Annotated in this window: 21 protein-coding genes and 6 pseudogenes; 11 read left to right on the top strand and 16 right to left on the bottom strand. The window is 63.0% G+C overall.

The annotated features are described in order from the left end of the window. Positions 1 to 710, top strand: a pseudogene (locus B841_RS13195) (IS6 family transposase). Here the strand turns inward: B841_RS13195 and B841_RS13190 are convergent. The 7 genes from B841_RS13190 to B841_RS13160 all read right to left on the bottom strand — a co-directional run bounded on the left by B841_RS13190 (position 653) and on the right by B841_RS13160 (position 5,485). Next, positions 653 to 1,171, bottom strand: coding sequence for a hypothetical protein (locus B841_RS13190; RefSeq protein WP_318532940.1), 519 nt, complete (start codon positions 1,169 to 1,171; stop codon positions 653 to 655). The pseudogene B841_RS13195 and the gene B841_RS13190 sit on opposite strands and share 58 nt — an antisense overlap. Before the next feature lie 266 nt (positions 1,172 to 1,437). Beyond that, positions 1,438 to 2,199: a hypothetical protein gene (locus tag B841_RS13185; RefSeq protein ID WP_020935866.1), complete on the bottom strand. Its 762-nt coding sequence runs from the start codon at positions 2,197 to 2,199 to the stop codon at positions 1,438 to 1,440. Further along, positions 2,196 to 3,128: an ABC transporter ATP-binding protein gene (locus B841_RS13180; protein ID WP_020935865.1), complete on the bottom strand. Its 933-nt coding sequence runs from the start codon at positions 3,126 to 3,128 to the stop codon at positions 2,196 to 2,198. The genes B841_RS13185 and B841_RS13180 overlap by 4 nt, the downstream gene beginning before the upstream one ends. Further along, the gene (locus tag B841_RS13175) at positions 3,125 to 3,358 is read right to left on the bottom strand and encodes a PLD nuclease N-terminal domain-containing protein (RefSeq protein ID WP_020935864.1); all 234 of its coding nucleotides are present in this window, start codon (positions 3,356 to 3,358) and stop codon (positions 3,125 to 3,127) included. The genes B841_RS13180 and B841_RS13175 overlap by 4 nt, the downstream gene beginning before the upstream one ends. A gap of 26 nt (positions 3,359 to 3,384) precedes the next feature. Further along, positions 3,385 to 4,197 carry a hypothetical protein gene (locus B841_RS13170; RefSeq protein WP_020935863.1) on the bottom strand — a complete coding sequence of 271 codons (813 nt, stop codon included), beginning with the start codon at positions 4,195 to 4,197 and terminating at the stop codon, positions 3,385 to 3,387. Further along, entirely contained in the window at positions 4,194 to 4,901 is a 708-nt protein-coding gene (locus tag B841_RS13165) for an ABC transporter ATP-binding protein (protein WP_020935862.1), read from the bottom strand. Before B841_RS13165 ends, B841_RS13170 begins: the two co-directional genes overlap by 4 nt. After that, positions 4,898 to 5,485, bottom strand: coding sequence for a helix-turn-helix domain-containing protein (locus B841_RS13160; protein ID WP_020935861.1), 588 nt, complete (start codon positions 5,483 to 5,485; stop codon positions 4,898 to 4,900). The genes B841_RS13165 and B841_RS13160 overlap by 4 nt, the downstream gene beginning before the upstream one ends. A gap of 71 nt (positions 5,486 to 5,556) precedes the next feature. Here B841_RS13160 and mobF point away from each other — a divergent pair. Then, positions 5,557 to 6,312 (top strand): annotated as a pseudogene (mobF, locus tag B841_RS13155) (MobF family relaxase); the annotation flags it as partial. Positions 6,313 to 6,326: 14 nt separating this feature from the next. On the opposite strand, the pseudogene B841_RS13750 reads toward mobF, so the two are convergent. Further along, positions 6,327 to 6,899 (bottom strand): annotated as a pseudogene (locus B841_RS13750) (transposase family protein); the annotation flags it as partial. A 621-nt stretch (positions 6,900 to 7,520) separates the two neighbouring features. On the opposite strand from B841_RS13750, the pseudogene B841_RS13745 reads away from it, so the two are divergent. Continuing rightward, positions 7,521 to 7,721: pseudogene (locus B841_RS13745) on the top strand (transposase); the annotation flags it as partial. A gap of 282 nt (positions 7,722 to 8,003) precedes the next feature. Here the strand turns inward: B841_RS13745 and B841_RS13950 are convergent. Beyond that, positions 8,004 to 8,579 (bottom strand): hypothetical protein, encoded by a 576-nt coding sequence (locus B841_RS13950; RefSeq protein ID WP_156844898.1) that lies wholly within the window; start codon positions 8,577 to 8,579, stop codon positions 8,004 to 8,006. A 231-nt stretch (positions 8,580 to 8,810) separates the two neighbouring features. On the opposite strand from B841_RS13950, the pseudogene B841_RS13945 reads away from it, so the two are divergent. Together B841_RS13945 and B841_RS13130 are read left to right on the top strand one after the other, a co-directional pair. After that, positions 8,811 to 9,358 (top strand): annotated as a pseudogene (locus B841_RS13945) (transposase); the annotation flags it as partial. A gap of 54 nt (positions 9,359 to 9,412) precedes the next feature. Then, positions 9,413 to 10,123, top strand: coding sequence for an IS6 family transposase (locus B841_RS13130; RefSeq protein ID WP_020935855.1), 711 nt, complete (start codon positions 9,413 to 9,415; stop codon positions 10,121 to 10,123). Between the two features lie 191 nt (positions 10,124 to 10,314). Here the strand turns inward: B841_RS13130 and B841_RS13940 are convergent, their stop codons facing one another. The 3 genes from B841_RS13940 to B841_RS13120 form a co-directional block, all read right to left on the bottom strand. After that, complete coding sequence (locus tag B841_RS13940; RefSeq protein WP_156844897.1) at positions 10,315 to 10,806, bottom strand: hypothetical protein; 492 nt, start codon at positions 10,804 to 10,806, stop codon at positions 10,315 to 10,317. Positions 10,807 to 11,532: 726 nt separating this feature from the next. Then, complete coding sequence (locus B841_RS13125) at positions 11,533 to 12,561, bottom strand: ArsO family NAD(P)H-dependent flavin-containing monooxygenase (protein ID WP_052337839.1); 1,029 nt, start codon at positions 12,559 to 12,561, stop codon at positions 11,533 to 11,535. Positions 12,562 to 12,571: 10 nt separating this feature from the next. Continuing rightward, positions 12,572 to 12,919: an ArsR/SmtB family transcription factor gene (locus tag B841_RS13120; RefSeq protein WP_020935853.1), complete on the bottom strand. Its 348-nt coding sequence runs from the start codon at positions 12,917 to 12,919 to the stop codon at positions 12,572 to 12,574. An 81-nt stretch (positions 12,920 to 13,000) separates the two neighbouring features. On the opposite strand from B841_RS13120, the gene arsB reads away from it, so the two are divergent. Together arsB and B841_RS13110 are read left to right on the top strand one after the other, a co-directional pair. Beyond that, entirely contained in the window at positions 13,001 to 14,134 is a 1,134-nt protein-coding gene (arsB, locus tag B841_RS13115) for an ACR3 family arsenite efflux transporter (RefSeq protein WP_041632425.1), read from the top strand. Then, entirely contained in the window at positions 14,131 to 14,550 is a 420-nt protein-coding gene (locus tag B841_RS13110; RefSeq protein WP_020935851.1) for an arsenate-mycothiol transferase ArsC, read from the top strand. The genes arsB and B841_RS13110 overlap by 4 nt, the downstream gene beginning before the upstream one ends. Before the next feature lie 304 nt (positions 14,551 to 14,854). Here the strand turns inward: B841_RS13110 and B841_RS13105 are convergent, their stop codons facing one another. From B841_RS13105 to B841_RS13095, 3 genes are all read right to left on the bottom strand, one after another. Then, a complete protein-coding gene (locus tag B841_RS13105; RefSeq protein ID WP_211215567.1) occupies positions 14,855 to 16,822 on the bottom strand; it encodes a heavy metal translocating P-type ATPase in 1,968 nt (655 codons plus the stop codon). Continuing rightward, entirely contained in the window at positions 16,822 to 17,184 is a 363-nt protein-coding gene (gene cmtR / locus B841_RS13100) for a Cd(II)/Pb(II)-sensing metalloregulatory transcriptional regulator CmtR (RefSeq protein ID WP_041632431.1), read from the bottom strand. The genes B841_RS13105 and cmtR overlap by 1 nt, the downstream gene beginning before the upstream one ends. 353 nt (positions 17,185 to 17,537) lie before the next feature. After that, entirely contained in the window at positions 17,538 to 17,819 is a 282-nt protein-coding gene (locus B841_RS13095; protein ID WP_020935848.1) for a hypothetical protein, read from the bottom strand. 232 nt (positions 17,820 to 18,051) lie between these two features. On the opposite strand from B841_RS13095, the pseudogene B841_RS13720 reads away from it, so the two are divergent. Further along, positions 18,052 to 18,769 (top strand): annotated as a pseudogene (locus B841_RS13720) (IS6 family transposase). Between the two features lie 161 nt (positions 18,770 to 18,930). Continuing rightward, positions 18,931 to 19,422: a hypothetical protein gene (locus B841_RS13715; protein ID WP_245561094.1), complete on the top strand. Its 492-nt coding sequence runs from the start codon at positions 18,931 to 18,933 to the stop codon at positions 19,420 to 19,422. 104 nt (positions 19,423 to 19,526) lie between these two features. On the opposite strand, the gene B841_RS13090 is transcribed toward B841_RS13715, so the two are convergent. Beyond that, entirely contained in the window at positions 19,527 to 19,916 is a 390-nt protein-coding gene (locus B841_RS13090) for a heavy metal-responsive transcriptional regulator (protein ID WP_020935847.1), read from the bottom strand. 98 nt (positions 19,917 to 20,014) lie between these two features. On the opposite strand from B841_RS13090, the gene merA reads away from it, so the two are divergent. Together merA and B841_RS13935 are read left to right on the top strand one after the other, a co-directional pair. Further along, positions 20,015 to 21,436 carry a mercury(II) reductase gene (gene merA, locus B841_RS13085; RefSeq protein ID WP_003859023.1) on the top strand — a complete coding sequence of 474 codons (1,422 nt, stop codon included), beginning with the start codon at positions 20,015 to 20,017 and terminating at the stop codon, positions 21,434 to 21,436. Positions 21,437 to 21,665: 229 nt separating this feature from the next. Beyond that, complete coding sequence (locus B841_RS13935; RefSeq protein ID WP_020935846.1) at positions 21,666 to 22,835, top strand: recombinase family protein; 1,170 nt, start codon at positions 21,666 to 21,668, stop codon at positions 22,833 to 22,835. Positions 22,836 to 23,018 lie beyond the last annotated feature (183 nt).

Genomic DNA, 23,018 nt, shown 5'->3' with positions numbered 1-23,018 from the left:
ATGGGTATCTTCTCCGGTCGTCATTTCCCCCGTGACATCATTCTGTGGGCAGTGCGGTGGTACTGCCGCTACGGGGTGAGCTACCGCGATCTGGAGGAAATGATGACCGAGCGGGGCGTGCCAGTCGATTACACCACGATCTATCGGTGGGTCCAGAAATACGCCCCTGAGCTGGACAAGCACACCCGGTGGTACCGGCAGGTACCTGACTGGCAGGCTAGGTCCTGGCGGGTGGATGAGACCTATATCCGGGTCGGGGAAAGTGGTGTTATCTCTATCGGGCGATTACCGCCGGTGGCCATACCCTGGACTTTTACCTCTCCCCGAAGCGCAACGTCGCGGCCGCGAAGCGTTTCCTAGCCAAGACCCTGCGGGCAACCGTGTCGGCTGGGTTCCCCCGGGTGATCCGTACCGATAAGGCACCCGCCCTGGCGAAGGCGATTGCCGAATTGAAGGCGGATGGCATCTGTCCTCCTACGGTGGAGCACCGGCAGGTGAAATATCTGAACAACGTCGTCGAGGGAGATCATGGCCGGCTGAAACGGATCCTGGGGCCGAAAGGTGCATTTAAGAATAGGACGTCCGCCTACCGGACGTTGAAAGGGATGGAGGCGATGCACTCATTGCGGAAAGGCCAGGGCACGATGTTTGCCTACGGACAACCGAACCCGGATGCGGTGATCGTCAGCCGGGTATTCGAGACAGCCTGAGAACGCCCACACGCAGCGGCCATCAGGGAATGAGAAACTGAGTCTTCGCTGCTCTCCGCCCAACTTTGCAACAGCACCACCGCGAACCACAGCGCCTGCATCCGATGGAATCGAGCGCGCGCGTCATCGAGGCTCAGCGCGACCAACTCATCCAACCACGGCATAAGCAAACCGGCGTGATGCTCGCCTAGGCGAATGACCTGCGCAGGCTCAGTGAAGGTCTCCTTGACGAACACCGGCGCATCGAGCCGATCATGCAGAAGGCCCGCGTACTGCCAGAACGCCTGGTCGATCACATAGTCGGTATCCGCGTAGATCGTGGTGACCGTGATGTGCCCCTCGGGTTCGGACCCGCACAGAACGTTCGGGCCAAGCACGATCACATCCCCAGGCCGGACGGGCTTCTGTCCGAACTCACTGAACAGGACCGCGGTGCCATCTCTGACGACGATGACCTTCACGCAGTCATACGCCACCGGCCCAATTGGCCGGTGCACGGTCCGGGTCCTCGCGAGCAGCACTTGATAGTTCGACAACGGGTGTTTATCCGTCACCGCTCATCACCATCATCTTTGAATGCCGTCGAGCGGGATGGTGAGTCGCAAAGATTCCTAGACATCTCCTGCTGAAGCTCGAGTGAGGTTCGCGAACGCGGCTGCCGCGGCGGTGAACGTGCCAGAGGAACTTCTTTGCTGGGGACGAGTATCGCCTCGGCCATGACCGCTACTTACGCATCGCGTCTGAGACTCTGCCGGTTGGCGACGAAAGCCGCGGTGAAGACGCATGCGGCGGAGACGGCGACCGCGGAGAGCAGCGGTGCTGCGATGTCCGCGAGCCCGGACCCGGGTGTGGCCAGGAGCGTCGTCGGCGCCCAGGGAGCGAGAGCATCGATGCTGCTCAGCAGCGGCAGCACGAGCATCAATACCGTGGCGGCGGCGATCGCGGCGGCGGTGCGCCGGGTGAGCACCATGATGAGGTAACCGATACTCATCGCCATGACGAGGTAGAGCGCAGAAGCAATACCGACGGTGACGATCAGTCCGGTCTCGATCGGCCCGAGGAACACGACGGTGAGTCCGGCGGCAAGCAGCAGAGCCACGGTGTAGCTGGCGATGACGGCGACCCAGTCGATGGCGAGACGGGGCACCGTGAGCCGGGCGAGATGTCTCACGCGGGTGCGGTAGAAGATCGAGGAGCCTGGCCGGGCATCCCAGTTCAGCGAGGTGATCGCGACGGCGACGGCGAGGATGAGTCCGAGTTGCATGGCGCTCTGGTTGAACAGTGCAATCCCGTCTTCCGGGATTGCATCGGCGGCTTCGATGGTGAGTTGCTCGGTGCCCGCGGCGGCTCCCAGGATCTCGGGCATGTAGAGGGCGAGGGCGGGGCCGGAGAGCCCGAAGAACGCGAACACGGCGAGTAGCCCGATGAACAGGCCGGATCGGGTGAGGCGGCGCGTCTCGACGCGGGCCGAGGAGAGGATGAGACTCATCGGTGTTCCTGATTCTGGACGATGCGGGCGAAAGAGGCGTCGAGGTCGCGGTCGCGCAGGGTGACCTCGATGATGGGTGAGCGGAAGATGTGCAGGGCGGTCATGAGCTGGGTCGCGGCGGCTTCGAAGCTGCGGAAGCGGGCGGTGCACAGCGTGTCCGTCTCGAACTCGAAGCAGGCATCGGGAACAGCGACGGCGAGATCGGAGGCGCTGATCTGTGCAGGTTTGCCAAGACGAATCGTCCAGACGGGTTCGAGTCCGTCGGTGAGAATCGACGCCGTGGTGCCCTGCGTGACGACGCGGCCCTGATCGATGACGACGATGTGGTCGGCGAGCTGTTCGACCTCGCTGAGCATATGGCTGGAGAGCAGGATGCAGCGGTGGCGCTTCTGCTCGGTGATGATGTCGCGCACGTCGGCGCGGCCGATGGGGTCGAGCGCGCTGTTCGGCTCGTCGAGGATCAGGATCTCCGGATCGGTGACCAGTGCCGCTGCGATCCCGAGGCGTTGCAGCATGCCGCGGGAAAAGTCCGCGACACGACGATCCATCACCGAGCCGAGACCGCACGCCTCGAGTGCCCCGCGTGCGAAGCCGTCACCGCCAGTGCCGCGGGCGATCCGTGCCTGGACCGTGCTCTCGCGTGAGACGGCGAGGGAGGTCTCCACGACTTCGAGGGCGGTGAGCCAGGACTCGAACTGGGGTACGTCGGGGCAGTACGCCACTCGCGCTTTCGGCGAGGCGAAGTAGACGGTGCCCGACTCGGCCTGGGCGAGGCCCGCGATGATGCTGAAGAGCACGGTCTTTCCCGCCCCGTTAGGGCCGATGACCGCGGTCACGGCGCGTTCGTCGGCGGTGAAGCCGATGCCCCGGACGCCCCCGCCTCCGGGGTAGACGCGGGTGAGATCCTTGACGGTCAGGGCCGTGGTCATCGCAGGTCCTCATCTCGGAGCTTCTGACCTCGGGTGCGGCCGATGATGAGGTAGACGACCGCGCCGAGCGGGATCGCGAGCAGCACGATCAGCGCCCACGCCCACTTTGGGAGGTGCCGGACAGGCTTCCGTGCGATGTCAACGAGCGACCATCCGATGAGGAGGACTGCGAGGATGAGCACGGGGATGAGCGGGATGAGCATCGCCGCATCGAAGTTCACGAGATTCACAAATGGTTCCGCTCGTTCGGAGGAGTTCAGTTGCCGAGCACGCGGGTGCTGCGGAAGCCCCGTGCGGTCAGCCGGATGAGGATGAGGCTCGCGAGCAGGGTTACTGCCAGCACCAGTGCGAGTGCGGGCAGCACCCACTCGGGCAGGAGCAGCACCGAGGGCACCGCGATGAGCGCTGGCAGCATCGCCACGAGGCGGATGGGCCCGCCGTTGAGCCCCGCCTTGGTATCGAGACTGCTCGGGTACAACAACGCACCAAAGAGCGTGGCGGTGGCCGACCACAAGCCCATCGACAACGGCACGACGACCAGTGCGACGCCGTAGGTCGGTGACAGCGACACCGACGCCCCGATGACGAGGGAGGTGACCACCGCAGCGAGGAAGAAGGCGAGCATCGCGACGATCCAGGCCACAGCGGTCAGCACGAGCGCGGCACCGAGATAGGCCGAGAACAGGTGCCGACGCGGGATCGGCCCGGCCAGTAACGCTTCGATCCCACCCCCGGTGATGTCGTCGGCGACCACGCCGGGAAGCGTCAGCGTAGCGACGATGGCCACGAGCATCCCCAGGATCGCCGGAGTCATCGTCAGCAGATACGAGGTCATCGGCAGGAATTCCCCGGCCGTGTCGCGAACGGCGACCAGCCCGTCGGGGTTCGTGGGAATCAAGTCGGGCATGTTCGCCAGCGTGTTCACACCGCCGGAGCCGAGGAAGACGAGCACCCCGAGCGCTCCGCCGACAAGGGCGGCGAGCCACACGGCGGTGGTGCCCTGCTGAATCCAGGCGCGTCGCGCGAACGCGGACACGCGGCGTCGGGCAGGGACGGTGGTCGTGGTCATGCGTGGGCCTCCAGCACGTCGAGGATCGTCGTCTCGGTCACCGCTTCGTAGTCGCAGTCCAGCTCGATGAGGTCGCGGCCCTGGACGATCAGGAAGTGCCGCGCCAGTTCGAGCGCTTCGGGCACGCTATGTGTGGAGTAGAGCACCGTGCGGGTCTCGCCCCATTCGCTCAGCAGGGCGCGGGTCTGCGCGGCATAGACCGGATCAAGGCCGGTGAGCGGCTCATCGAGCACGATGAACTCGGGATCGGTCATCGCGAGCCTTGCCAGATCGACCCGCTGCCGCTGACCGCGGCTGAGCGAGGACACCTTCTTACTCATCAACGAGGCAAGGTCGAAACGCTCAACCAGTTCCTCGGCGGAGACGACGGTGGCATCCGGGTAGGTGCTCGTGATGTCCGCCCAGAACCGCAGGTTCTCTTCCACGGTGAGCGCGCTCGCGAGCGCGGACTCATGCCCGAGATAGCCCACGCTGGACCGGACTGCAGCGCCGTCGGCCACGGCAGAGCCGAGCACCGTGCAGGTGCCGCTCAGAGCGGGGATGATGCCGCACAGCGTGCGCATCAGCGTCGTCTTGCCCGAGCCGTTGCGACCCAGCAGTGCGGTCACGCCCAGCCGCAGCGACAGATCGACCGGACCGAGCACCTCAGTGTCGCCGTAACCCGCCACGATCCCGGAGACGTTGGCAGTATCGGTCGCGCTCATTCGTCTGCCTCCGATCCCTTCTGTGTCGCTTCTCGTCGAGCGGCGTCTCCTGGCACGGCTTCCTCTCGCGGCATCAGCACCGTGCTGAGGGTGCGGCGACGACGATCCGGGGCCGCATCGTTGGTCAGCAGGCCTTCGAGTGCCGCCATGAGGGCACGGCCAAACTCATCGACCTCCTCATCACTCGCCCAGAACGAGGCCTGAGCGAAACTCACGCGATCGGCGTACAGGTCAGGGTCTCCCGCCTGCAGGTAGTCGCCGAAGTCGCGGATCAGACCCGAGGTGAACACCGTGAACGCCGTCAGGAGCTCTTCGTTGCTCAGAGAGTTCAGCTCCTCTGCCGAAGGGTTCGCGAACCCCGGAGCCAGCCGGTAGGTCTTCTCGCTCGCACCCCGAATCTGCTGCTCATCGGCCACCTCGATCAACTCGTGCTTGACCAGGTGGCCGACGTGCCGGTACAGGGTGGCGATCGGAACATCGGACAACCGCTCATGAAGCTGGTGCGTCGTCAGCTCCCCCTCACCCAGCAGCGACTGGACGATACGAAGCCGGACCGGATGCAGCAGTGCCGAAGAAGTAGCCATGCCTCAATGCTATCAGTATTGATATTGATAACGCGAAGTGCCTTCGTGGCTGCACTGTTCACCTCGTCGGTATGACGGTCTCGATGCGCGTGATGAGCGCGGGCGACGGGTACAAGTACCTGCTGCGCACAATCGCCGCCGCCGACGGCGACCGTTCCCTCTCGACACCGCTGACGAGGTACTACACGGAGGAGGGCACACCTCCGGGCAACTGGATGGGCTCGGCCCTGCCCGGTCTCGGTGACGGGCAGATCGGTGCTGGGGATCAGGTGTCCGAGGCGCAGTTGCAGTTGCTGATCGGGATGGGCCGCGACCCCATCACCGGCAAGCCACTGGGCCGGGCGTTCCCGCGGTACGTCTCGGTCGCCGACCGCATCAGCAAGCGCGTGAAGGGTCTTGATGCGGGGTTGGGGATGGGTGAGCGTGCCGAGCAGGTCGCCCAGATCGAGGCCGAGGAGACCGAGCGTGGCAACCGGCGTGCGGTCGCGGGCTTCGATTACACGTTCTCGGTGCCGAAGTCAGTCTCGGTGCTGTGGGGCGTCGCGGACGCCGGCACCCAGGCGCTGATCGCCCAAGCGCATCATGATGCCGTGGCGGAGGTGCTGGAGTTCATGGAGCGGGAGGTCGCCGCGACTCGCACCGGGTACACCGCCGCCGATGGCGCGGTCGCCCAGGTCGATGTCACCGGACTGGTCGCCACGGCGTTCAATCACTACGACTCCCGGTCCTCCGACCCGCAGCTCCACACGCACGTCGTGGTCTCGAACAAGGTGCAGACAGCGTTGGATGGGCGGTGGCGATCGCTGGACGGTCGGCCGATGCAGGCGCCGTCGATGACGGGGGTGATGTCGACGAGCACGGTGACAAACGAGTCCGGCTCACCGGCCCGGTGGGTGTGCTTCCACACGTGCTCGTCCACGCCCAGCACGCGTACCCCGGCAAGGTGCCCGGGGTCGTCGTAGACCAATGCACGACAAGCATCCAGGGCGAGGTCGTTGACCATATCCCAGCCCAAGCCCAGGGCTTTGGCGGTGGCGGAGATACTCATTTTGTCGATCGCCAACCGTTGCAGAATCCAGCGGGTCACCCGCCGGGTGACGGTACGTCCGCGTTCCGCACAGTCCAGTTCTGCTTGGTAGATCCGCTGGGCACACGTCTGATTCAGGCACAGGAACCGAGGCACGCGCACCTGCAGCCTGGTGGGGAACCCGACCACCGGGAGGTCGGTCAGTCGGCGCACGACGTGATCACGCAGGCGACCAGCCTGTCCGCAGCCCGGGCACTTATCGCACACCTCTACGGGGCAGGCGTTGATGACGGTGAACTCGCCGGCGTCCGCGGCATCGGTGATCGTTAATCCCAGCTCCGCGGTGCGGCAGATGGTGTCGGCGACGAGGTTGAACGTAGGCTGCATTGTAGGGTCCTGGTTCGGTCAGATGGTTGTGTGGTAACTCTCATCTTGTACCGGCCAGGGCCCCTACATGTTGTGCCACCCCGACATATCACTTCCCGCTAATTACGCACTCCAGATCCGGATGAGCCCGATAAGGGCCTGCTGCACGCCGGGTGAAAGTGAAAAGGGGCTGGATAGTGCCCTACGTTGTTAAATCTTCACAAACCTGTCGTCTCATTAGGGCACACCCTAGTGGGACACTTCCGGACCGGATATTTCAACTTTTCCAAAAGGCCGTAAACCACTTTCGACGTACCTTGTAAGGTGCTGTTGCAAAGAGTGAATTTCGGTTACGCCCGTTTGGAGAGCCGCAGTACACAACGGTGGGAAGGTCTACGACATGGGCCCAAAACGCGAGCGTGCAACAGCACCAGGAAATGAAAATCGGGCGTTCGTGGCCCCTCCACCCAACTTTGCAACAGCACCAGATCGATGGGCTTACCCGTAAGTCGTGGACGCCACGCTAGTGGGTCCTCTGTGTCCTGTGGAAAGATGTTCACGAAAAGAGGGTAACCCCGGGTCGCGACTGGGGCTTCTACCGTAGGCCTCGTTGCCTAACCGACACCAACACCGTGTCCACTACTCGGGGGACACCCCCATCGGCGCCAGAAGGACATCCTGGCGTACTTCGACATCGGCGCATCCAACGGACCGGTCGAAGCGATCAACGGACGTCTGGAGCACCTGCGCGGTATCGCCCTGGGATTCAAGAACCTCGGCCACTACATCTTGCGGTCCTTGATCCACTCCGGGCAGCTGCACACCAAGATCAACGCACTCTAAAACCGGATGAGCCAGAAAAAGACGCCCTGTCGCACTGGGGCAAGGCGCTGACAGGGCTGGTTGAGGTGATTGGCCGGCTAGCGGCGACATCCTGACTGATTTGCGTCAGATCATCGCCGCCGGTGACGGCTCCGGATGGTATGCACCGCCGCCGCCGAGGCCACGGTGATCAGGAGTACCACGAGGGCCCCGGCAACCGAAGAATGCCGCACGCCGATCCACAGGCTCAAGACCACGCCGATCAACAGGACGATGAGAGCGTTCCAGTCGCGGCCGCGAGGCTTATACACAGCTGGTCCCCTGCGGTTGACCAGCCCAGTTGTAGTGAAAGCGAATCCAGTTATCGCCGCACGGGCGATTATGGCTCAAGACCACGGTAGCTCCCGAGATAATGGCCCCCACCACGGTGCAAGCCGCCCAGCCGACCCCAGGTATGGCGCAAATGGCAGCCCCTAGAGCGACACCGCCCCCGCCAGCAATAAGATCTTGTTCAAGTGGTGTGAAATCGATGTAAAAGCCGTTGTCGTCAATTCCTCCGCTGACGTACGGTTGGGGTGCTTCGAAGTCGGGCAGCGTCAGCTCAACGCCGTCTTTGAGCGTAAACGTCACAGTTTGTTCGCCTTCATGAGCATGCTCCCGGGGGAGATCGGAAGCGATGAGCTCGTTGTAGGCTGCAACGATCGTCTCGGTGTCAAGCGCATTTTCCGGCGGATGAGCGGGGTTTTCATTACCGTGAGCGAGCGCTGGACCTACGCCAGCGAGGAGGACCGCTGAAAAGACAGCGATGACGGTGCGGGCAAAGTTACGAAATTGTTTTGCGGTGTCCATTCCTGCGGTGTCCATTCCTGCGGTGTCCATTCCTGCGGTGTCCATTCCTGCGGTGTCCATTAAGATCGGACCCCCGTGTGGGACACTTCATAGGCTATTTCCGCATGGGTCACCTGGCAATGGCGAAACAGTTATCGGGGTGGTCCCAATTACTGACCCAACGTGACCGGCGGAGACCACCGGACGCTTTGGACCTGACCCCTGTTTAGTGGACACCCAACACCCCGGCTTCACGCCGGGGATGAAAGGTAGTCTGCCACCATGCCGATCAAGACCTACACCGAGGAATTCAAGCGCGACGCTGTTGCGCTTTATCAGAGTTCCCCAGGCTCTTCGGTCCAGGAGATCGCCACTGATCTCGGGATCAGTCGCACCACGCTGAAGAACTGGATCACCAAGTACAGCACGAGCACTTCCACCGCGCCTGAGACGGCTCACGCACTGACTGAAGCAGAACGCATCCGACAACTGGAACGAGAAGTACGCAGACTCCGGGAGGAACGCGACATCCTGCGTAAGGCCGCGAAATATTTTGCGGAAGAGACGAACTGGTGATCCGCTTCCAGTTCGTTGATGACGCTAAGAACAGCCATTCAGTTAAGCGGTTATGCGAGGTCCTGAAACTCAATCGGTCTTCCTATTACAAATGGAAATCCTCTGTGCCTGCCCGCAGAAAACGACTGGTCAGCGACGCGATCCTCGGAGCAAGGGTCAAGGACGTGTTCACCAAGGAACGCGGCTGCTACGGCTCCAAGCGCATCACCGCGGAACTCAACGACGATTCGCCCGCAACCCCGGTCAACCACAAGGGTGCTGTTGCAAAGTTGGAGCAGTAGGAAGACCTGCGTGGAATAATCAGGGCCATGGGCATCTTCTCGGGTCGTCATTTCCCTCGCGAGGTCATTCTGTGGGCGGTGCGGTGGTACTGCCGCTACGGCGTGAGCTACCGCGATCTCGAGGAGATGATGACCGAACGGGGCGTACCGGTCGATCACTCCACTATCTACCGGTGGGTGCAGAAATATGCGCCTGAGCTGGATAAGCAGACTCGGTGGGACCGGCAGGTACCCGATTGGCAGGCCCGGTCCTGGCGGGTGGACGAGACCTATATCCGGGTCGGCGGCAGGTGGTGCTACCTCTATCGAGCTATCACCGCCGGTGGCCAGACCCTGGACTTCTACCTCTCTCCGAAGCGGAACGTGGCCGCAGCGAAGCGTTTCCTGGCCAAGGCCCTCAGGTCCAATGCGTCAGCCGGGCATCCCAGGGTGATCAACACCGATAAAGCACCCTCCCTGGCCAGGGCAATCGCCGAGTTGAAGTCAGAGGGAATCTGCCCGCAGACCGTGGAACACCGGCAGGTGAAATACCTCAATAACGTCATCGAAGGGGACCATAGCAGGTTGAAACGAATCCTGGGCCCCAAAGGCGCTTTCAAGAACCGAACCTCGGCGTACCGCACGTTGAAAGGGATAGAGGCAATGCACTCATTACGGAAAGGCCAGGGGACGATGTTTGCCTACGGCCACCCCAATCCGGACGCGGTGATCGTCAACCGGGTGTTCGAGGCTGCCTGAGAACGCCGACCCGCGTCAGCGAGCATCAGAGGATAAAGACTGGGTCGTCACAGCTCTCCACCTGAAGTTTGCAATAGCACCTTCCATACCTGCGTTTTAGTCACTTTTTCCTATAAATCCAAAAGTAGCCAATCATCCCCCCGACAAAGACAACGATCCCCACCCATGCTAACTCCATTTTACTCCTTCATTTAGCAGTTATTGGCAACCCATGTCATAAAACCTGCTTGCCCCAAGGTCAGAAGAACTCCTGCGAGTGGGTTAATTCCGATAGCCGCTAGAACAGCGCCAAGACTAAGAGTCCCTCCCGTACCTATGATCGAAACAACATAAGGGCAAATTTCAAAAGGATCAAGATTTGCCTGTAAAAGAATACCGTCAAGATCAACCGGTTGACTCTCGGTACTTAACGCATGCAACTGAACCGCGACTTCTCCAGCGGTAATTTCTTCCACTCTCCCATCTGGGTAGGTGGTAGTGATGATCCCAGTTTCATTATTAATAGTTGCCCAAACTTCGCCAATACCCTCTATGTATGCCGATTGAGCAGTTTCTCCACCCTCGTTACCGCCGAGGAAAATTGGAGCTTCTTGTACTGTCCCATAGATTTCTTCCAGTTCTACCTCCGTCGGCGTGGCCACTCCCTCGTCAGAATCTCCTGCCTGAACACTAGGAATGGACATACCCGACTCAATGCCCTCACCCGGCGGGATAGTGCTGGGATTTGCATGTGCAGCAGGGACAGCCGTAGACAAAACCAACCCCATAGCCACGACTGGCGCTAACCACCTGAACTTGAACATGAGTAGAGCCCCTCTATATCTTCTTGATTATTGAAACTACCTATAGCGACCTTGCTACTGGCGGGGATTTTCTCAAAACTATCATTCACTTACTTCCCCTATAATGGTTTAGCCCGGATTTTTCAGGGGAAGTCCGGGTTAGAGGACATGTCCAATCCAAAGAGCCCCTGACCCGCTACAGGAAAGGGGGAGTCCACGCGATACGTGACCCGATAGGCCGCCAGGGGAAGTTGTGAAAAGTCTCCGAACGAAGCGGCGAATCACAGAATAGTTTTATGGAAGGCGGATCTGCCTGCTGGGGCACACCCTATTGAGACGCTTTCTACGCTGGCGTTTCCCCTGTGGCTTGTAGCTTCGAATGGCGGTTTTCCGCAGCTTCGAATGGCTGTTCAGTCGACGCCGATGACAGTACTCCGAGGACTTCCTCCGGCGGCTCCCCGCCCACGTCGACATCGACTAAGTCTTATCGACACCGGTCCGCTGGCCCAGGAGCAGCAGGGGACGCGGGCGTACTACACGGTTATCCCGACAGCCTTCGAGGAGCTGCGCTCGGCGCTGAACCTGGGAGAGGCCATCGCCCCGTCCCCCAGGGGCGGATGGGGCGGGTTATTTCACCGTTTTGCCGACCGAGGTGGCGATCTGTCGGGCGGCCTGCTTGGCATACGGGCCTACCCCGGTAATCGTCGCAGCCCCGGGTCCCGCCCAGTCGCCGTAGCCAACCAGATGCAGGCCCGGATGCCTCGGGGTGTTTCCGTCGAGCAGCCGGCGCACCGGCCCCAGGGCCGGGCGAAACCCGGTGCACCAGATCAGGTGGTCGGCGTCGACCTCATCGAGGGAGGTGAACATCGGCGTGGCCCGCAGCTGCCCGGTATCCCGGGCGCCGCGCACCTCGGGCAGGACGACGATATCCCCCAGTTGGGAGTCTGCCCCGGGGTCAGGCTCCCCACGCCCAATGGCGAGCGCGCGTTGACGGTTGCGGCGAAACAACACGCGTCCGTCCACGTCATCGGGCATCCAGCGCGGGGAGCGGCGGGTGTACCAGGTCACCTCAGCGACCCGGGTGAGTTCCGCGGCGATCTGGGCACCGGAGTTCGCGCCCCCGACCACCGCCACCTTCGTGCCCCGGAAAGGCTCGATGCCAGGGTAGCTCGCCGAGTGCCAGTGGGTACCAGCAAAGGAACCGGGATAGAAGGGAATGAACGGGGCGGACCAGGTGCCCGTGGCCGCGACGACGTGTGTGGCCGTGAAGGTCTTCTTCCCCGCCCGGATGTAGTAGATCCCGTCGTCGTAGTTGACCCGGTCCACGTGGACCGGGCGCTCCACCGGGATCCGGTAGCGCTGCTCATACGCGGTGAGATAGTCCACCACATGTTCGGCCGGAGGAAACCCATCGTAATCGGGCATCGGCCAGCCAGGCAGGTTGGAGAATTCCGCGGTGGAAAACAACGTCATCGACGGCCACACATGCACCCAGCCCCCGCCCGGGCGGGGTTGGTCATCCAGGACCAGGGTGTCCACCCCTGCCCGGAGCAGATAGTAGGCGGTGGCCAGCCCTGCCTGGCCACCGCCGATGATGATCGCCTCGTGATGGTCGCTGCCGCTCACATATTCTCCTGTCGTGTCGTGCCCCGTCATCGCCTGCCGCTTAACCGATCTGCAGGACGGTGCGCAGCTCGGCGAACAGTTCCGGTTTCACCCGGTGGATGACGCTGCGCCCCTCCCGGGTGCGCTCCAGCAACCCGGCTTCGGTGAGCCTTTTCAGGTGATGGGAGATCGTCGGCTGGCTCAGGCCCACCATGTCGGTGAGCTCATTGACGCTGACCGGCCCACACCCACCGGCGGCCAACTGGGAGAGGATCTGCAAACGGACCGGCTCGGCCAGGACCTTGAACAGTGCGGCATACCGGTCGGCCTCCCCGTCATCGAGCGGGCCGGTGCCCAGGGAGCAGCAGGCCGAGAGATCGGTGAGCGGAAGGATCTGTGCGGTCGTCATGCCACCACTATATATTGACGCACATCGATATTGGAAGTAGTTTGAGTATCGACCATGATCAATACAACGAGAAGGTGACGCATGACCGCACCCGCCCAACCCCGGGCCATACCTGCCCGGATATCTTTCCTGGATCGTTTCCTGCCCGTCTGGATTCTGCTCGCCATGGTCGCGGGTCTGCTGCTGGGCCGCTCCCTGCCCGGGCTGGCACCTTTCCTCGGTTCCCTGGAGGTCGGTGGCATTTCCCTGCCGATCGCGCTCGGCTTGCTGGTGATGATGTACCCACCGCTGGCCAAGGTCCGCTACGACAAGACCAAGGAAATCGCCGCCGACAAACGGCTGATGAGCGTCTCATTGCTGCTCAACTGGGTCGTCGGACCGGCGTTGATGTTCGCCCTGGCCTGGATCTTTTTGCCCGATGAGCCGGAGCTGCGCACGGGGTTGATCATCGTCGGCCTGGCCCGCTGTATCGCCATGGTGCTGGTCTGGTCGGACATGTCGTGTGCCGACCGGGAGGCCACCGCCGTGCTGGTGGCGATTAACTCCGTCTTCCAGGTGTTCATGTTCGGCGTACTCGGCTGGTTCTACCTGCAGGTCCTGCCCAGTTGGCTGGGTCTGGAAACCACGTCGGCGGAGTTTTCCTTCTTCTCGATCGTCACCTCCGTGCTCGTCTTCCTCGGCATCCCCCTGCTGGCCGGGGCGGCCTCCCGGATCATCGGCGAAAAGACCAAGGGCCGTGCCTGGTACGAGAACAAGTTCCTGCCCGCGATCTCCCCGCTGTCACTGATTGGCCTGCTGTACACCATCGTCCTGCTGTTTTCCCTGCAGGGCGAGCAGATCACCTCGCAGCCCTGGACCGTGGCCCGGCTGGCCGTGCCCCTGCTGATCTACTTCGTCGGCATGTTCTTCATCTCGCTTATCGCCTCCAAGGCCTCGGGCATGAACTACGCCCAGTCCGCCTCGGTGTCGTTCACGGCCGCGGGCAACAACTTCGAACTGGCCATCGCCGTCTCGATCGGCACCTTCGGCGCGACCTCCGCGCAGGCGTTGGCCGGCACGATCGGCCCAATGATCGAGATCCCCGTGCTCGTCGGCCTGGTCTACGTCATGCTGTGGCTGGGACCGAAGCTCTTCCCCGGTGATCCGACCCTGCCGGCCACCACCCGCCCCAGTACCACCATCCCTACGTCCGAGAAGGAGACCATCACCTCATGAGCACCCGACCGAAAGTCCTGTTCGTCTGCGTCGGCAACGGCGGCAAATCCCAGATGGCCGCAGCACTCGCGACCAAGCACGCCGGTGACGCACTCGAGATCCACTCCGCCGGCACGAAGCCGGGCACCAAGCTCAACGCCCAGTCGATGGAAGCCATCAGTGAGGTCGGCGCCGACATGTCCGGTGACCACCCGAAGGGCATTGACCCGCAGCTGTTGCGCGAGGTTGACCGGGTGGTCATCCTCGGCTCGGATGCCCAGCTCGAGCTGCCCGACGATGCCCGCGGCACGCTTGAGCGGTGGGTCACCGATGAGCCCTCCGAGCGCGGCATCGACGGCATCGAGCGGATGCGTCTAGTCCGCGACGACATCAACGCCCGCGTGCACAAGCTCGTTTCCGAGCTGACCGGCAACTGACTTCCCTCCCGCCGGAGAGATGGATAAGACCCTGTCGTGACCACCACTCCGGAAACCGCCCTCAGTGGGTGCTGTTGCAAACTCGCGTTTTGAGCCCATTTCGCGGACCTTCCGACCGTTGTGTACTGCGGTTCTCTAAACGGGTGTAACCGAGATTCGCTCTTTGCAACAGCACCCTTGCCCAGAGTCGAGGCCGAGAGTGGGGCATGCTCCAGTCGTTGCTGGTCACGTTGTCGAAAGCGTCGAATAGCGACTCAGCATCCTCTTTCCGGGCTGTGGTCTTCCCCGGCGGGCCGCACCGCATTTAGGTCCTGGCCTTATCTGCCATCTGCTCGTGTTCGTTTGTTCTGGCTGCCTCGACGGGGGCAAGTTCCGAGTGTTTGGTGCGGGCGGCTCGCAGGCCGTTGGCGATGACGATGACCTCGGCGACCTCATGGACCAGGACGACAGCGGCCAGTCCCAGCACGCCGGTGATCGCCAGCGGGAGCAGGATGATGATGATCGCCAGGGACAGCACAATATTCTGGTTGATGATTGCCCGTCCCCGTCGGGCATGATGCAGGGCCCGGGGGATCAGGCGCAGGTCATCGCCGGTAAACGCCACGTCCGCGGACTCGACCGCGGCATCCGAACCCTTGGCACCCATGGCGATGCCGATATCGGCCGATGCCAGGGCGGGGGCATCGTTGATGCCATCGCCGATCATCGCCACCGGACCCCGCTCGGCTAGGTCGGCCACGGCGGTGGCCTTGTCCTCTGGGCGCAGCTCGGCCCGGACATCCGTGATGCCAGCCTCATGAGCCAGGGCATTCGCGGTACGGGTGTTGTCGCCGGTGAGCATGGTGATCCCGAAACCCTCGTCCGTCAGCGACGCGATGACCTCGGGGGTTTCCGGGCGGAGTTCATCGCGCACCCCGACCGCTCCCACGGGCCGGTCATTGCGGTGGACGATGACTACGGTCATGCCCTTGCTCTCGAGGGCCTCGACCTGGGCTGCCAGGGGGCCAGGCGTTAGCCAGCGGGGGCTGCCGACGGCGATCTGCGCCCCGTCGATGACGCCGGTGATTCCCTGGCCGGCGGCCTCGTCGACCTGCTGGGCGGTAGGGGCTTGCGGTGAGGCAGTAGTAATGGCCGCGGCCAGCGGGTGGGTGCTGTGGGCCTCCAGCGCGGCAGCCCAGCCGAGGACATCCGCCCGGCTGGTGTCCTCGGTGGTGAGCACGTCTGCGACGGTGGGCTGGTTGCGGGTCAGGGTGCCGGTCTTGTCCAGGGCCAGGTGGCGGATACCACCAAGGCGCTCAAACGCGGCGCCGGACTTGATGACCACGCCGAACTTGCTGGCCGCCCCGATCGCGGAGACGACCGTGACCGGTACCGAGATCGCCAGCGCACACGGCGACGCCGCGACCAGGACGACCAGGGCGCGTTCAATCCACACGCCCGGATCCCCGAGCAGGGACCCGACCACGGCGACCAGCACGGCCAGGATGAGCACCCCGGGTACCAGGGGGCGGGCCAAACGATCGGCGATGCGCGCCCGTTGGCCCTTGTCGGCCTGGGCCTGTTCCACCAGGGCGACGACGGTGGTCAGGGAGTTGTCCGTGCCGGCGGCAGTGGCCTCGACCTCCAGGGCACCGGTGGTGTTGATCGACCCGGCCAGCACCGCATCACCGGGGCCGACCTCGACGGGGATGGATTCCCCCGTGATCGCAGAGACATCCAGACTGCTGCGTCCGGACCGGACCACCCCGTCGGTGGCTAGGCGTTCCCCGGCGGCCAGGCGCAGCACATCCCCGGGGACGAGGCCCTCGACCGGCACGGTACGGGTGGCCCCGTGGGTGATGATGGTGGCGGTGGAGGGGATCAGGGCCAGGAGGGCGCGCAGGCCTGAACGCGCCTTGTCCATCGCCCGATCCTCCAGCGCCTCGGCAATGGAGTAGAGGAAGGCCAGGGCGGCTGCTTCTTCGATGAAGCCGAGGAGGACGGCACCGGTGGCGCTGATCGTCATCAGCAACCCGATACCCAGTCGGCCGGAGGTGACCAGCCCCTTCAGTGCCCCGGGGGCGAACTGGGAGGCACCCAACAGCAGCGAAACCCAGAACAAGGCGGTGGCCACCAGCCCGGCCCCGGGGATAAACCACTCGAGGATCAGGCCGATGAGCAGGGACATACCGGAGGCCACCGGGATGAGGACGGCACGGTCACGCCACCAGGGGGTGTGCTCCTCTTCTTCAGTCATCGGTGCGGACGGTTCACAACCACAAGCGGAGGTCATTACTGCTGGCCTCCGTCCGTATCGCAGCAACCGGCGACCGGGCACTGCGGGTCGAGACAGGCGGCGTTCTCATCAACCGCCAGGGTGGTCTCCACCAGGGCATTGAGTGCGCGGGCGAGGTGGGCGTCGACGATCTCATAGCGGGTGCGCCGGCCCTCCGGCTCGGCGACCACGATCCCGCAATCCCGCAGACACGTCAGATGGTTGGAGACATTCGAGCGCGTCAACTCCAGGTCTCGAGCCAACTGCGCTGGATAACCAGGGGCCTCCAACAGGGACAACAGGATCCGGGACCGGGTGGGATCGGCCATGGCACGTCCTAGCCGGTTCATCACGTCAAGACGGGAAGCAATAGTCAGCATGCACTGACCATACACCGATTACTGACCTATTGGGCAAATGCCCTTTCCATCTGCCCTACCTCTCCTACAGGGGAACAGGGAGTGCGCTGCCCCTGGCCTCGACGGAGACTGGCGAGGACACAGTTGAAGTCGACGAGGCTGAGCTGTCCTGCACCGCACCTACGTCGGATCCGTGGAACGCGGGGAGCGCAATATCGCCCTCACCATCCTCACTCCGGCCACTGTCCTGGACACAGACGCTGGAATGCTGCTGACGGGCGTGCAGCGCCAGCCGCAGTAGTTCCTTCCCAAAGGACACCCCGCAGCTGCACTAGGAAGTTCGCAACTCGACTCCCGTTTTTTCGCGTGTGAGATCACGCCTCTTCCTGGGACTCCTGGGAGGACATGGCGACGTGGGCCCAGTGGTAGACCTGCTCAAGTGGCACCTCCGTCAGGTCGGCGATCTCATCCGGGGAAAGATCCAGGTCGATGAGCTCGGCAACGATCTGGCCAAGGGTGGTTTCCAAGGTCTGGATCATGTCGAGGTGAGCGATCAACGCGGCCATGCGGTCGGCGCGTTGTTGCTGCTTGAGCCGGGGACCCGCCAGGAGGGCACGGGCTCGTTGCCTCGCTGCCTGGTGACTATCGCGGGTCATCGACACGTTGTCCTCACATCCGGAAACAGGGACATCACCCAACCTAACTCCCCTCCCCGACACAACCCTAGAGGGATTCGAACAGAATCGAACACGCCGGTGTTTTCTCCCATCCTGTCCAGCATCGTCTGTGCCCCCCTATCGGGGAGGGTGCGCGGTGGTGACCCACAGTGTTTTTGGTGCTGTTGCAAAGTTGGGGCAGTAGGAAGAGCGACGTGAAATAATCACAGCCATGGGTATCTTCTCCGGTCGTCATTTCCCCCGTGACATCATTCTGTGGGCAGTGCGCAGGTCACTGCCGCTACGGGGTGAGCTACCGCGATCTGGAGGAAATGATGACCGAGCGTGGTGTGCCGGTCGATCACACCACGATTCTCACCGCTGGGTCCAGAAATACGCCCCTGAGCTGGACAAGCAAACACGGTGGTACCGGCAGGTACCTGACTGGCAGGCCAGTTCCTGGCGGGTGGATGAGACCTATATCCGGGTCGGCGGCAGGTGGTGCTACCTCTGATCTGGCGATCACCGCCGGTGGCCAGACCCTGGACTTTTACCTCTCTCCGAAGCGGAACGTGGCCGCAGCGAAGCGTTTCCTGGCCAAGGCCCTCAGATCCAATGCGTCAGCCGGGTATCCCAGAGTGATCAACACCGATAAAGCACCCTCCCTAGCCAGGGCAATCGCCGAGTTGAAGTCAGAGGGAATCTGCCCGACAACAGTGGAACACCGGCAGGTGAAATACCTTGGGCAACATCCTGGAAGGCGACCATGGTCGGCTGAAGCGGATCCTCGGGCCGAAAGGCGCGTTTAAGAACCGGACATCTGCATATCGGACGTTGAAAGGGATGGAGGCGATGCACTCATTGCGGAAAGGGCAAGGCACGATGTTTGACCTCACGGGCAACCGAACCCGGACGCGGTGATCGTCAACCGGGTCTTCGAGACGGCCTGAGAACGCCCACACGCAGCGGCCATCAGGGAATGAGAAACTGAGTCTTCGCTGCTTTCCGCCCAACTTTGCAACAGCACCAAATAAAAGGCGGAGTTATGGCTGAACACATTGATTCTATCGACGATTTAAAGCGTGCCCTTAGCATCGAGGATCTCTGAAATATGAGCAGCGAAAAAGTCCTTGAACTAGTCAAGTTGATTCAAAACGGCCAGGTAGGCGAAATTGTCCTACCTACCCTCTTTGCTGCTGCGCCAGACACTATGGCGAAAGTGTCTCAAGCAATGGCCGATTCTTTCCAACAGGCCCTATCTAGCAATAAATACAGCTCAGATAGGCTTTATGACAGTTTTGATAAGACGAAAAGCATACTTACGCAAGTCATTGACGACCCTAATTCATCAGAAGAAAGTCGCCGAGATGCCCTCGATCGGTTAGAACGCCTTGACGACAAGCTCATGGAGCATGACGTCAACAACAAAAGATTTAATCTGCAATCACTGCAGGTAAGTAAAGAAACAATTCTTATAGGCTCAGTTTTGGTTGCGAGTGCTGTGGTGGCAACTGTCAGTCCAGAGGCCAAGAAGCTTTTGGCTCAAAATGCACCAAAGGTATTATCCTCAACCGCCAAAATGTTACTTCCAGGTAAGAAATAGTCCCTATTTATAGATAGCTCCTGGCGGTTAATCCTGTCATCCTGGCTCTCGTCGAGCTGCAACTCTCGCATAGCGTGGTTGCTAAGGAGGTGTGCCCAATTGGATTACAAGTACCTACACACTTGATCGGTGCTGCACGTTTCAGGGTCCGGGTGCGCGGCGTCCTGTCTGAGGTCCTCGATAGTGTCGCGCAGCACGGAGAGCTGCGCGATCTGCTGCTCGATCTCAGCGAGGCGCACGTCAAGCAGGTCGCGCACGTGCTCGCAGGGCGCATGGCCGCCGTCGCGGATGTCGAGGATCTGGCGGATCTGGGCGAGGGTGAGGCCCGCGGCCTGGCCGCGGTGGACGAAGTCGATCCGAGCGACCGTCTCGGGCGCGTAGTCGCGGTATCCGGACGGCGTGCGCTCGGTCGGGGGCAGAAGGCCCTGTTCCTCGTAGAAGCGAAGGGTCTTCGCGGTAGTGCCCGCCCTCTCGGCGAGTTCTCCGATCCGCATTGCTGTCTCCCTCCGTGGCCGCGCTTGACCTTCCCCTGCACTGGAAGGTCCAGTATGGCTGAGACAGAGCAGAAAGCCAAGAGTTGACAGGAGCAGCGATGCCTACGAAGTACGATCTCGCCATCATCGGATCGGGAGGCGGCGCGTTCGCCGCTGCGATCCGCGCCAGCACGCTCGGAAAGTCGGTGGTGATGATCGAGCGCGGGACGCTCGGCGGCACCTGCGTGAACACGGGCTGCGTCCCGTCGAAGGCGCTCATCGCCGCGGCCGGCGCGCGGCACGTCGCCGTCGACGCCGCAACCCGGTTCCCCGGGATCGCGACGACGGCGGATCCCGTCGACATGCCCGCGCTGATCGCTGGGAAGCAAGCGTTGGTGGAGTCGCTGCGCGGCGAGAAGTACGCCGACGTCGCCGACTCCTACGGCTGGCAGGTCCTCCGCGGCGACGCCTCGTTCGTGGGCACCCCTGATGCGCCAGTTCTCGATGTTGCCGGAGCCGACAGAAGCGTCGAGACCATCGAGGCCCACCACTACCTGGTCGCGACTGGTTCTCGCCCGTGGGCACCGCCGATCGACGGCCTGGAGGAGACCGGATACCTGACCTCGACCACGGCGATGGAGCTGACGGAGGTCCCCGAGTCGCTGCTGGTGCTCGGCGGCGGCTACGTCGCCCTGGAGCAGGCGCAGCTGTTCGCCCGCCTCGGCTCGCAGGTCACGCTGCTCGTGCGGTCCCGGCTCGCCTCGAAGGAGGAGCCGGAGGTGTCGAAGGCGCTCCAGGAGGTGTTCGCCGACGAGGGCATCCGCGTCGTCAGCCGCGCAGTGCCCACCCGGGTCTCCCGCGGCACGGGAGGCGAGGCCGTCGTGACCGCCGCCGTGTCCGGCGGCTCGCAGGAGTTCCGCGCCGACCAGGTCCTGGTCGCCCTCGGACGCCGTCCCGTCACCGATGGCCTGAACCTCGATGCGGTCGGGGTGAAGACCGGAGACTCCGGCGAGGTGGTCGTCTCCGACCGGCTGCAGTCCTCGAACCCGCGGATCTGGGCCGCGGGCGACGTGACCGGGCACCCCGAGTTCGTCTACGTCGCCGCCCACCACGGCACCCTCGTCGCCGAGAACGCGTTCGCCGACGCCGACCGGTCCGTCGACTACGCCCGCCTGCCGCGGGTGACGTTCACCGGGCCCGCGATCGGCGCGGTCGGGATGACCGAGAAGGACGTCCTCGCCGCGGGGATCCGCTGCGACTGCCGCGTCCTGCCCCTGCACCACGTGCCCCGCGCCTTGGTGAACCGCGACACCCGCGGGTTCATCAAGATCGTCGTGAACGCCGAGACGAACGAGATCCTCGGCCTGACCGCCGTCGCCAAGGACGCCGGGGAGCTCGCCGCCGCAGGCGTCCACGTGCTCGGCAGGACCGTCGCCGAGGTCGCCGACGCCTGGGCCCCCTACCTGACCATGGCCGAGGGCATCCGGATCGCCGCGAAGGCCTTCACCACCGACCCGTCGCTGCTGTCGTGCTGCGCATGAACGGCAACGCAGGCAATCGGGGAGATCTCATCCTGAAGAGGTGCAGACGATGAGCGCCCCTCCCCCTTGGTGGCTCCTGCCGGTTTTGAGATAAAGATGATTCGATAGGGCACACCCTATTGGGACACTCTCCCGCCAGACATTTCCCCTGTCCCAAAAAGTGGGTTCGCTCTTTTGATACACTATGTATCATAAAGTCAATGACCTTTTGGCACACTAGGGGAATCAGATGGCCAGGCCGGGCACACTACTCAACGAGGACCTGCGGACCCCGCAGGAAGAAATACGCATCGTACGCAAACACAAGCACGCCACCACGATCCAGCGCCGCGTCCAACGTGGGCACCGCTGGGTGTGGGACTCCACCGCCGAGAAGGTGGCCACCGAGCGCGTGCTTGACGACGACGCGGCGCGGTGGCGCGCTTTCGAGAACAACCCGAAGCTCGCGACCTGGCACAGCACCCTTCGTGAGCCGCAAGCCCTGGTGAAGATCCACCGCTCCTACAAGTTCGTCACCAAAGCGCAGGTCTACTACGGCCGCGACGACACCGGTGCCACCCGGTGGGGTGAGATTGAGGAGATCTCCTCACCGGATGTCGTGCGTGATGGCGGGGCCGGCTGGGGCTTTCACCCACCCGCCTGGGAGACGACCCCCGACACATCCGTGGAGGAGCAGAACAGCCAGGCCGACGAGAACGCCGTCGATGGCCGCACCGACACCGCGGCAGCGGCCACAAAGACCAATGACCAGGCTGTAGCCCCCGAGGTAGACACCGCGGCGACACCCGCCCCGGCAGCCGACCCTACGCCGGCGCCAACCGCGCCCGCACCGCCACCGACGGGCCAGAAAGTCTCCTACCTGCGGGTATCCAGCAAAGACCAAAGCATCGCCCGCCAACGCGAAGCCCTGGCCCACCTCGGCATCCGCAAAGAGTTCATCGACGAGATCTCTGCGCGCTCCCGCGCCGACCGTCCCGGTCTTGAAGCCTGCCTGGAGTATCTGCGCGACGGCGATGAGCTGCACGTGGCCAGCATCGACCGACTCGCCCGCTCCCTCATTGACCTCAAAGAACTGGTCACCGAGCTCACTACCCAGGGCGTGACGGTCGTTTTCCATAAGGAGGGCCTGCGGTTTGCCGCCGACACCGACGACCCGACCGCCAACCTCATGCTCGGCGTCCTCGGCTCCTTTGCCGAGTTCGAGCGCGCGATCATCCGTGAGCGCCAAGCCGAAGGCATTGCACTGGCAAAGAAGGCCGGCAAATACACCGGCCGACCCAAAGCACTCTCTGAGGAGCAGGTGGCCGACGCGCGGCGACGCATCACAGCCGGTGAATCGAAGACATCCGTGGCCAAGGCACTCGGTGTAGGACGCTCCACCCTGTATCGCTACCTCTAAACCAACCTTTTACCTGGCCTTATCGATGAAACTCCGGAATCGCCCTGCCTGCGCGGGCAAAAATCCCGCCACGAAGCGGTACCCAATACGCAAAGAAACTTCGCTTCCCTCGTCGTCAGCGCTGGCCCAACACCCCACCCACGTCATGCCGGCAGCGACCACACACAGCACCACCTGTGGCGG

Source organism: Corynebacterium maris DSM 45190, assembly GCF_000442645.1.
Classification (GTDB): Bacteria; Actinomycetota; Actinomycetes; order Mycobacteriales; family Mycobacteriaceae; genus Corynebacterium; species Corynebacterium maris.
This window is presented reverse-complemented; position numbering and strand designations above follow the sequence as displayed.

Bases quoted from the DNA above. Each gene is read 5' to 3' on its own strand.
- arsB (WP_041632425.1), top strand. From the start codon at position 13,001: ATGACCGCACCCGCCCAACCCCGGGCCATACCTGCCCGGATATCTTTC.
- B841_RS13105 (WP_211215567.1), bottom strand. From the start codon at position 16,822: ATGACCTCCGCTTGTGGTTGTGAACCGTCCGCACCGATGACTGAAGAA.
- B841_RS13090 (WP_020935847.1), bottom strand. From the start codon at position 19,916: ATGCGGATCGGAGAACTCGCCGAGAGGGCGGGCACTACCGCGAAGACC.
- B841_RS13170 (WP_020935863.1), bottom strand. From the start codon at position 4,197: ATGACCACGACCACCGTCCCTGCCCGACGCCGCGTGTCCGCGTTCGCG.
- B841_RS13165 (WP_020935862.1), bottom strand. From the start codon at position 4,901: ATGAGCGCGACCGATACTGCCAACGTCTCCGGGATCGTGGCGGGTTAC.
- B841_RS13950 (WP_156844898.1), bottom strand. From the start codon at position 8,579: ATGGACACCGCAGGAATGGACACCGCAGGAATGGACACCGCAAAACAA.
- B841_RS13180 (WP_020935865.1), bottom strand. From the start codon at position 3,128: ATGACCACGGCCCTGACCGTCAAGGATCTCACCCGCGTCTACCCCGGA.
- B841_RS13095 (WP_020935848.1), bottom strand. From the start codon at position 17,819: ATGACCCGCGATAGTCACCAGGCAGCGAGGCAACGAGCCCGTGCCCTC.
- B841_RS13935 (WP_020935846.1), top strand. From the start codon at position 21,666: ATGGCCAGGCCGGGCACACTACTCAACGAGGACCTGCGGACCCCGCAG.
- B841_RS13715 (WP_245561094.1), top strand. From the start codon at position 18,931: ATGAGCAGCGAAAAAGTCCTTGAACTAGTCAAGTTGATTCAAAACGGC.
- cmtR (WP_041632431.1), bottom strand. From the start codon at position 17,184: ATGCTGACTATTGCTTCCCGTCTTGACGTGATGAACCGGCTAGGACGT.
- merA (WP_003859023.1), top strand. From the start codon at position 20,015: ATGCCTACGAAGTACGATCTCGCCATCATCGGATCGGGAGGCGGCGCG.
- B841_RS13110 (WP_020935851.1), top strand. From the start codon at position 14,131: ATGAGCACCCGACCGAAAGTCCTGTTCGTCTGCGTCGGCAACGGCGGC.
- B841_RS13185 (WP_020935866.1), bottom strand. From the start codon at position 2,199: ATGAGTCTCATCCTCTCCTCGGCCCGCGTCGAGACGCGCCGCCTCACC.
- B841_RS13160 (WP_020935861.1), bottom strand. From the start codon at position 5,485: ATGGCTACTTCTTCGGCACTGCTGCATCCGGTCCGGCTTCGTATCGTC.
- B841_RS13125 (WP_052337839.1), bottom strand. From the start codon at position 12,561: ATGACGGGGCACGACACGACAGGAGAATATGTGAGCGGCAGCGACCAT.
- B841_RS13120 (WP_020935853.1), bottom strand. From the start codon at position 12,919: ATGACGACCGCACAGATCCTTCCGCTCACCGATCTCTCGGCCTGCTGC.
- B841_RS13940 (WP_156844897.1), bottom strand. From the start codon at position 10,806: ATGTCCATTCCTAGTGTTCAGGCAGGAGATTCTGACGAGGGAGTGGCC.
- B841_RS13130 (WP_020935855.1), top strand. From the start codon at position 9,413: ATGGGCATCTTCTCGGGTCGTCATTTCCCTCGCGAGGTCATTCTGTGG.